The 7,228-nt window shown below is 63.1% G+C and carries 7 protein-coding genes and 1 pseudogene; 3 read left to right on the forward strand and 5 right to left on the reverse strand.

The features are described from left to right. A partial coding sequence (locus C1D09_RS15320) for a LysR family transcriptional regulator (protein ID WP_143975106.1) occupies positions 1 to 713 on the reverse strand: 713 nt, incomplete at its 3' end. Positions 714 to 819: 106 nt separating this feature from the next. On the opposite strand from C1D09_RS15320, the gene C1D09_RS15325 reads away from it, so the two are divergent. Next, positions 820 to 1,452 (forward strand): FMN-dependent NADH-azoreductase, encoded by a 633-nt coding sequence (locus C1D09_RS15325; RefSeq protein WP_143975107.1) that lies wholly within the window; start codon positions 820 to 822, stop codon positions 1,450 to 1,452. A gap of 70 nt (positions 1,453 to 1,522) precedes the next feature. Here C1D09_RS15325 and C1D09_RS15330 read toward each other — a convergent pair whose 3' ends face one another. The 3 genes from C1D09_RS15330 to C1D09_RS15340 all read right to left on the reverse strand — a co-directional run bounded on the left by C1D09_RS15330 (position 1,523) and on the right by C1D09_RS15340 (position 3,595). Further along, positions 1,523 to 2,212: an IS630 family transposase gene (locus C1D09_RS15330; protein ID WP_246135760.1), complete on the reverse strand. Its 690-nt coding sequence runs from the start codon at positions 2,210 to 2,212 to the stop codon at positions 1,523 to 1,525. Positions 2,213 to 2,558: 346 nt separating this feature from the next. Beyond that, positions 2,559 to 2,858, reverse strand: a complete 300-nt coding sequence (locus tag C1D09_RS15335) for an AzlD family protein (RefSeq protein WP_143975109.1) — start codon at positions 2,856 to 2,858, stop codon at positions 2,559 to 2,561. Then, complete coding sequence (locus C1D09_RS15340) at positions 2,855 to 3,595, reverse strand: AzlC family ABC transporter permease (RefSeq protein ID WP_143975110.1); 741 nt, start codon at positions 3,593 to 3,595, stop codon at positions 2,855 to 2,857. Before C1D09_RS15340 ends, C1D09_RS15335 begins: the two co-directional genes overlap by 4 nt. 173 nt (positions 3,596 to 3,768) lie before the next feature. Between C1D09_RS15340 and C1D09_RS15345 the strand changes: the two genes are divergently transcribed. Together C1D09_RS15345 and C1D09_RS15350 are read left to right on the forward strand one after the other, a co-directional pair. Further along, positions 3,769 to 4,227: an Lrp/AsnC family transcriptional regulator gene (locus C1D09_RS15345; protein ID WP_143975111.1), complete on the forward strand. Its 459-nt coding sequence runs from the start codon at positions 3,769 to 3,771 to the stop codon at positions 4,225 to 4,227. 145 nt (positions 4,228 to 4,372) lie between these two features. After that, positions 4,373 to 5,541 (forward strand): annotated as a pseudogene (locus C1D09_RS15350) (MFS transporter). 106 nt (positions 5,542 to 5,647) lie between these two features. Here the strand turns inward: C1D09_RS15350 and mocR are convergent. After that, complete coding sequence (gene mocR / locus C1D09_RS15355; RefSeq protein ID WP_143975112.1) at positions 5,648 to 7,117, reverse strand: rhizopine catabolism transcriptional regulator MocR; 1,470 nt, start codon at positions 7,115 to 7,117, stop codon at positions 5,648 to 5,650. Positions 7,118 to 7,228: the final 111 nt, after the last annotated feature.

The following is a 7,228-nucleotide window of genomic DNA, read 5'->3' on the forward strand; positions in this document are numbered from 1 at the left end:
CCCCAGCCCAGTCCCTCGCGCATCAGCGTATGCTTGGTGCGCATGTCCGAAAGCCGCCAGGTGCGGTACGCGAAGACGCCATAGTCCCGCCCCTTGGTGCGTTCGGACTGATCGATGACGACGAGCTGCGTGTGCTCGCGCACATCCTCGATCTTTACCGGCTTGGGCAGCAGCGCCAGGGGATGGCCGGGCGCCGCCGCCGGCACCATCGACATGAAGCCGATGCGCACCAAATGGACGTCGACCTCGCCGAGAAGGCCGCCAATGCCGAGATCGGCCTGTCCATTGACGACGTGGTCCGGGATCAATCCAAGCGAGCCTATATGCAGGCGCAGCATCACGGTCGGAAACTGCGCCTCGAACGCCTTCAGCACCCGCACCAGCACCGGCGACGGCAATGTCGCATCGACCGACAGCGCAACTTCGGCCTCCAGCCCATGATGATGGCCATCGACGCGGGTCCGCATGCGCTGCAGCACCCCGATCATGCGCCTTGCATCCTCCAGCATCGCCCGGCCGATCTCGGTCAGTTGCGGCTCGCGCGTGCCCTCGCGTTCGAACAGCTTCAGCCCCAGCTGCGCCTCGAGATTGGCGATGCCATAGCTGATGACGGATTGCGCCCGGTTGAGCTTGCGGCCAGCCGCCGAGAAACTCCCGCTGTCGGCGATGGCAACGAATATCTGAAGCTGGTCGAGTGTCGGATTGGGCTGCATCGCAGTATCTAATTTGTGGATGGATTGTATATAAAATATACCAGTTTTTTTGATGGGTCTATACCCCATATGTGGCGGGACAATTCATTCACTGGAGAAACCCGCTATGTCCATTCTTCTCGTTACCTCGAGCCCGCGCGGCGCTGCCTCGCACTCGACCCGCATCGCCACCGAACTCGCCGAAAAGCTCCTCGCCGCCGATCCGTCGAACACGCTTGTCGTGCGCGACCTCGTCGCCAACCCGCTGCCGCATATCGATGCCGACTACGCGACCGGCATCTACACGCCGGTTGAAGCGCGCACCCCGCGCCAGGCTGAAGTCGTCGGCGTTTCCGATGCCGTGCTCGACGAGCTGTTCGCCGCCGACACGGTGATCCTCGCCACCGGCTTCATCAACTTCAACATCTCCTCGACGCTGAAGTCCTGGGTCGACCACATCGCCCGCTCCGGCCGGAGCTTTGCCTATGGCGAGAACGGCCCCAAGGGTCTCGTCACCGGCAAGAAGGTCTATATCGTGCTGGCTTCGGGCGGCATCTATTCCGAGGGTGCGGCCGTGCAGTTCGATCACGCCATTCCCTATCTGCGCGGCGTGCTCGGCTTCCTCGGCATGACCGATGTCGACGTCATCCGCATCGAAGGCGTCGGCATGGGTCCCGACGCGGTCACCGCGGCGCTCGCCAAGGCGACCGCCAAGGTCAACGCCGTGGTCGCCAGCCAGCAGGCCGCCGCTGCCGCGTAAGGCCATCGATCATCTGGACTAGAAGGGCAGGCGTTCGCGCCTGCCTTTTTCATTTTAGACCGTCGGGCGATTAACATGCAACGTATCCTGCTTTTTTGAGATAGTTCCAGCATTCGGTTGGATCAAACATGGCGCAGATGCTGCCGACGGCGCGGATAAGATCGTCGTAGGTTCGCGCTTTGGCCTTTCGCAACAGGGTTTTGAGCTTTGCGAAGGCCATCTCGATCGGGTTGAGATCGGGCGAGTATCTGGGCAGAAACAGGAACCAGGCGCCGCGCTGTTTGAGCGCCATAGCGGCGCGCGGACTTTTGTGGACATTCAGATTGTCCAGAATGACGATGTCGCCGCGCCCGAGAGCCGGTGCGAGTTGGGTTTCGACATAGGCATCGAAAGCCGCCCCGTCGATGGCTCCCTCGATGATCCAGGGGGCCACCAGCTCATGGCAACGCAGGCCTGCGATGAAGGTCTGGGTATGCCATTTGCCGAAAGGTGCATCGGCCAGCAGCCTCTTGCCGCGCAGGCTGCGCCCGCGCAGTGGGGTCATGTTGGTCTTGACGCTCGTTTCGTCGATGAAGACGAGCCGCGCCGGCTGCGCGCGCATCAGGGGCTGATGATGGTCGCGCCACTCACACCGTGCCGCTTTCACGTCGGGCCGTTCTTGCTCCGACGCCAGCAGCACTTTTTTTATACGTAAACCCCTCCCGGCACAGCAACTTCGACAGGTTCGACGGGTCCGCCCTGACGCCGTGCTCGCCTTCAAGCCACGCGCCAAGCTCGGGCATCGTGATGTCCGGCCTGGCCCTCACCTTGTCGACAATGACCTGACGATACGCGCCGAGTTTGCCGGACCCGGCAGGACGGCCCTGACGGGCCGGCTCGACAGAGCCCGTCGCCGCATAGCGTGCCTGAACGCGCACCGCCGTCGAAGGCGCCACCTCAAACTGCGCCGCAACTGCCCGCCGCGACTTGCCCTCTGCAATGCCGCGAACGAGTCGAAGCCTCAAATCCTGCGAAACCGCTTTCCCCATGGTGTACCTCCGCACCAATAGGAATCAGACTTCAATCAAAAAGGGAATCCCAACGATTCACCTTAGTCGCCCGACGCTCTAGCCCATCAAATGCCTGAGCATCCCCGCCGAAGCGACGCCGATCAGCACGGTCGGCAGCATGGAAAGCCGCGTTGCCGCGATGAAGGTGATGGCCAGCGCCAGAAGGTCGGCGGGATTGCGCGACACGAAGGCCGGCGCGATGACCGAGATCAGCACGCAACCGGGCGCCGCCTCCATCACCGCGGTCGCACGCGCGCCGAGCACGCGGTTGCGCAGCATCACATAGCCGCCGATCCGCGTGAGATAGGTGACGCCGGCCATCAGCACGATGGTGGCAAGGGTTGCCATGTCGATCATGCGTCACCTGCCATCAGCCAGGCAGCAAGCAGCCCCGACACCGCGCCCGCCGCGACATACCAGGCGCCGGGAATGAAGAGATAGACAAGGGCCGCGACAACCAGGCTGACCAGCCAGGGCCACGCCGCCTTCATCCCCTTCCACATGCCGCGCATCAGCACCAGGAAGACGGCCGGAAACGCCATGTCGAAACCGTAGTGCTGGACATCGCCAAGCATCGGGCCAAGCAGCGCGCCCGCCGCCGTGAAGCCCACCCAGGCCAGGTACATCGCCAGGGCCGCGCCCATGTAGTAACGCAGGCTGAAGGCTGGCGCGATGCCGGCGCTGGCGCGCTGCCTTGCGTCAGCCAGGCCAAGCGCCCAGCTTTCGTCGCACAGGAAGAACAGTGCCGCGAATGTCTTGCGCTGCGGCAAATGCTCCAGGAATGGCGCCAGGGCCGCCCCCATCAGGAAGTGACGGCTGTTGACCAGGAAGGTGATGGCGACGATGAGCGCGATGTGCGGCGGCGACGTCCAGAGCTGGATGGCCGCGAATTCCGAACCGCCGGCGAAATTCAGTCCGGTCATGAGAGGCAGTTCGACCGCGCTGAGGCCTTTCTGCGTCGCCTGCGCGCCCAGCACCAGCGCATAGGGGATTGTGCCGAGCAGGACCGGCACGCACGACATGACCCCTCGCCGGAACTCCGAACCCGATCCGTCGTCGATCGCTTCGGACGATGTTGCTTCAGAAACGCTCATGATTTTCCATAGGCTGGCCTCGTGCCCACCGTCTTCGGTTACGCGTCAGATGGGTGATGGTATTGGCACAACCATATAAAGTTGGCCTCGCAATTTGGTTGCGAAGATTGTTGTCTTTGCCGTTTTTTTGGCATTGAATGTCACAATTCACGGAATAGTCGGAATCCAAACCCATGAAGCTCGATGATATCGACAGGCGCATCCTGCGGGCGCTGCAGCGCGACGGGCGCATGGCCAACAACGATCTGGCCAATGAAGTCGGCCTGTCGCCCTCGCCTTGCCTGCGCCGCGTGAAGCTTCTGGAGGAGGCCGGCGTCATCGACCGCTATGTCGCCGTGCTCAACCCGGCCAGCATCGGCAAGGGCCTCACCTTCTTCACCCGCATCTGGCTGAAGACCCAGGACGAGGACACGATCCAGCACTTCGCCACCGAAGTGGCCAAGCTGCCGCAAGTGATGGAATGCTACCTGATGCTCGGCGACTGCGATGCCATGGTGCGCGTGGTGGCGGCCGACATCAACGACTATCGCCGCTTCCAGTCGGAGCATCTGAGCCGCATCAAGGGCGTCCAGAACGTCAAGACCGATGTGCCGAGCTGGACGATCAAATACACATCGGAACTGCCGATCTGACTGGCCCCAGAGCGGTCCGGATGCCTGAAGCAGCGTCGTTTCAGACTGGATAAAAAATGCAACCGGATTGTAGGATCGGTTTCGGTGCCATCGTCCTTCGGACGCAAGCAGCGCGCAGTGCTGCCCTCTGGCATGGGAGATTTGCATGAACCTTTCCTATCGTTGGGTCATTGTCGCCACAGGTGCGCTGATGTCCTGTGTCGCCATCGGCACGATGTTTTCGCTGGCGATTTTCCTAGAACCGATGGCGATCGACACACAGTGGTCGCGAGCCGGCATTTCGAGCGCCATGACGCTCAACTTCCTGGTGATGGGTCTCGGCGGCTTCGCCTGGGGCGCCCTGTCCGACCGCTTCGGCGCCCGCATCGTCGTGGCGATCGGTGCCGCGCTGCTCGGCCTGGCACTCGTGGTGGCGAGCCGCGCCGGCTCGCTGCTGACTTTCCAGATCAGCTATGGCGTGCTCGTCGGGCTTGCCGCCAGCGCGTTCTTCGCGCCGATGATCGCGCTGACCACGGCCTGGTTCGACACCAACCGCAGCCTTGCGGTTTCGCTGGTCTCGGCCGGCATGGGCGTCGCGCCGATGACGATCTCGCCCTTCGCCCGCTGGCTGATCTCGGCCTATGAATGGCGCACAGCCATGTTCGACATCGGCATCATGGCCTGGGTGCTGCTGTTGCCGGCGGTGCTTTTGGTGCGTCAGCCGCCAAAGCCCGCTGTGGCCGACGGGGCTTCCGCGCCGGTCGCCGAGGGCACCGGCATGAGCGTGCCCCAGGCACTGCGCTCGCCGCAATTCATCGTGCTCGGACTGACCTTTTTTATATGGTCAGCTACGCCATGCTGTGCGGCGTCGCCCCCATGGCGGCGGTGACGATCTACAGCGTCGAGGGCCTCGCCGGCTTGGGCGGCCGGCTTTTCTACGGCGTGCTGGCCGACCGGCTCGGCGTCAAGCCGGTGCTGATCGCGGGTCTGGTGATCCAGGCGATCGTCATTGCCGCTTATCTCTCGGTCAGCCAGCTCGATCAGTTCTATGTGCTGGCCGTCATCTTCGGCGCCACCTATGGCGGCGTCATGCCGCTCTACGCGGTGCTGGCGCGCGAATATTTCGGCCAGCGCATCCTCGGCACCGTGTTCGGCGCCGCCACCATGCTGTCCAGCCTCGGCATGGCGCTCGGCCCGCTCGCCGGCGGCATGGTGTTCGACGCCTATGCCAGCTACCATTGGCTGTTCATCGGCTCGGCCCTCATCGGCCTGGGTGCCGCGGGCATAGCGATCGCCTTCCCGCCGCTGCCGCGCAGGCAGTTGCAGATGGCCTGAATTGGAGGAACGGGCGCTGGTGATAAACCATCGGCGCCCACCTTCGTCGCCCGAACCAGCGAGCTTTGTGGCTGGAGCCGAAGTTCACCTCGTCGACCCGCAAAGCTTACCGAGGATCATTCATTCGCGAAAAATGGCTTTGCAGCACGGTGCGAAACTTTTGCATCGTCCTTTCGGTCGTCTGCGCATCGGCGGCCGCGAAGCCCATGACAAGGCCGTTCTGCAGCGTGCCGTGGCGATACTGGATAGACAGGGCCGACACGTTGATGCCCTGCTTGAGCGCGGCCTCGGCTACCGCCCTGTCGCTGCATCTGTCGCGGAAAATGCCGACGACCTGGATTCCGGATTCGGTCGTGTGGAAATCCAGCCATTCCCCGAGATGTCGTTGCGCGCTTGCCAGGAAGAACTGCCGTCTCTCCGCGTAGAGCCGCCGCATGCGCCTGAGATGGCGGCTGAAATGCCCCTCATTCATGAAGTCCGCCAGCGCGGCCTGGGTCAGCAAGGGGGCGAACTGGCCGCTCACGCTCAGCGCCGAGACGATCGTATGGTCGATCGCCTTGGGCGCCACCATGAAGCCCAGCCGCATGGCGGGGAAAAGGATCTTGGCGAAAGTGCCGACATAGACCACGCGGTTCGATGCGCCGATGCCTTGCAATGCCGGAATGGGCTGGCCCTGGAAACGGTATTCGCCGTCATAGTCGTCCTCGATGATCCACGAACGCCAGGTCTCGGCCATGTGTAGCAGGTTGAGCCGCTGTTCCATCGGCATGGTTATGCCGAGCGGGTGATGGCACGAGGGCGTCACGAAGATCATGCGGGGCACGACATCGGGCGGATCGAGATCCCAGCCGGCATTGCTGACGCGCAGCGGCGCCAGTTTCGCGCCGGCCGAGACGAAGGCCGAACCGGCGCCGTAATAGCCCGGCTCCTCCATCCACACCGTGTCGCCGTCATCGATCAGCAGCCGGGCCAGAAGGTCGAACGCCGACTGCGCGCCGTTGGTCACGACGATCTGCTCGGCGGTGCACTTCACCCCGCGCGAGGCGGTGAGATAGCGCGCTATGGCCTCGCAAAGTGGCGGATAACCCTTGACGTGATAGGTGCCGAAAAGATCGATATGGGCGAACTTCGCGCGGCGGCTGAGCAGTTTCGACCAGGTGTTGAACGGAAAATTGTCCGGGTCCGGCATGCCGGGATGGAAGGCAAGCATCCCCGGCCGGCCATGATGATAGGGTTGGGCAAGCATGGTCTGGCCGCGCCGCGATAGCGGATTGGCGTCCTCGACGAACATTTGTTCGGCAACTGCCGGACGCGTGGGCAGATCCATCACCACCGAGGGTCTGCGCGGACGTATCGCCAGATAGCCCTCCAGCGCCAGCTGGTCGCAAGCGGCAATCACGGTGTTGCGTCCGACATTCAGATCCCGCGCCATGACCCGTGTCGAGGGCAGTGCGTGGCCGCTCGGCAGCACGCGCCGTTCGATCAGGCCGCGTAACTGGACATAGAGCTGCCGGTGCAGATTGGCGGGGCTGTCGCGATCCAGGGCGATGCCGTCGACGGGAAAGCTGGTCTTCATCTGGTTCCCAAAAATCAATGGAATCTGGTTCTAACAATGGAACCAAAGGAGGCCTACCCTCAAGAAAAAAGCGTTCGGGTTCAGATGGGGCTGGCCGATGCAGTGCATAAG

It is taken from the genome of Mesorhizobium intechi (assembly GCF_002879535.1).
GTDB lineage: Bacteria > Pseudomonadota > Alphaproteobacteria > Rhizobiales > Rhizobiaceae > Mesorhizobium > Mesorhizobium intechi.

Bases quoted from the DNA above. Each gene is read 5' to 3' on its own strand.
- C1D09_RS15325 (WP_143975107.1), top strand. From the start codon at position 820: ATGTCCATTCTTCTCGTTACCTCGAGCCCGCGCGGCGCTGCCTCGCAC.
- mocR (WP_143975112.1), bottom strand. From the start codon at position 7,117: ATGAAGACCAGCTTTCCCGTCGACGGCATCGCCCTGGATCGCGACAGC.
- C1D09_RS15340 (WP_143975110.1), bottom strand. From the start codon at position 3,595: ATGAGCGTTTCTGAAGCAACATCGTCCGAAGCGATCGACGACGGATCG.
- C1D09_RS15345 (WP_143975111.1), top strand. From the start codon at position 3,769: ATGAAGCTCGATGATATCGACAGGCGCATCCTGCGGGCGCTGCAGCGC.
- C1D09_RS15335 (WP_143975109.1), bottom strand. From the start codon at position 2,858: ATGATCGACATGGCAACCCTTGCCACCATCGTGCTGATGGCCGGCGTC.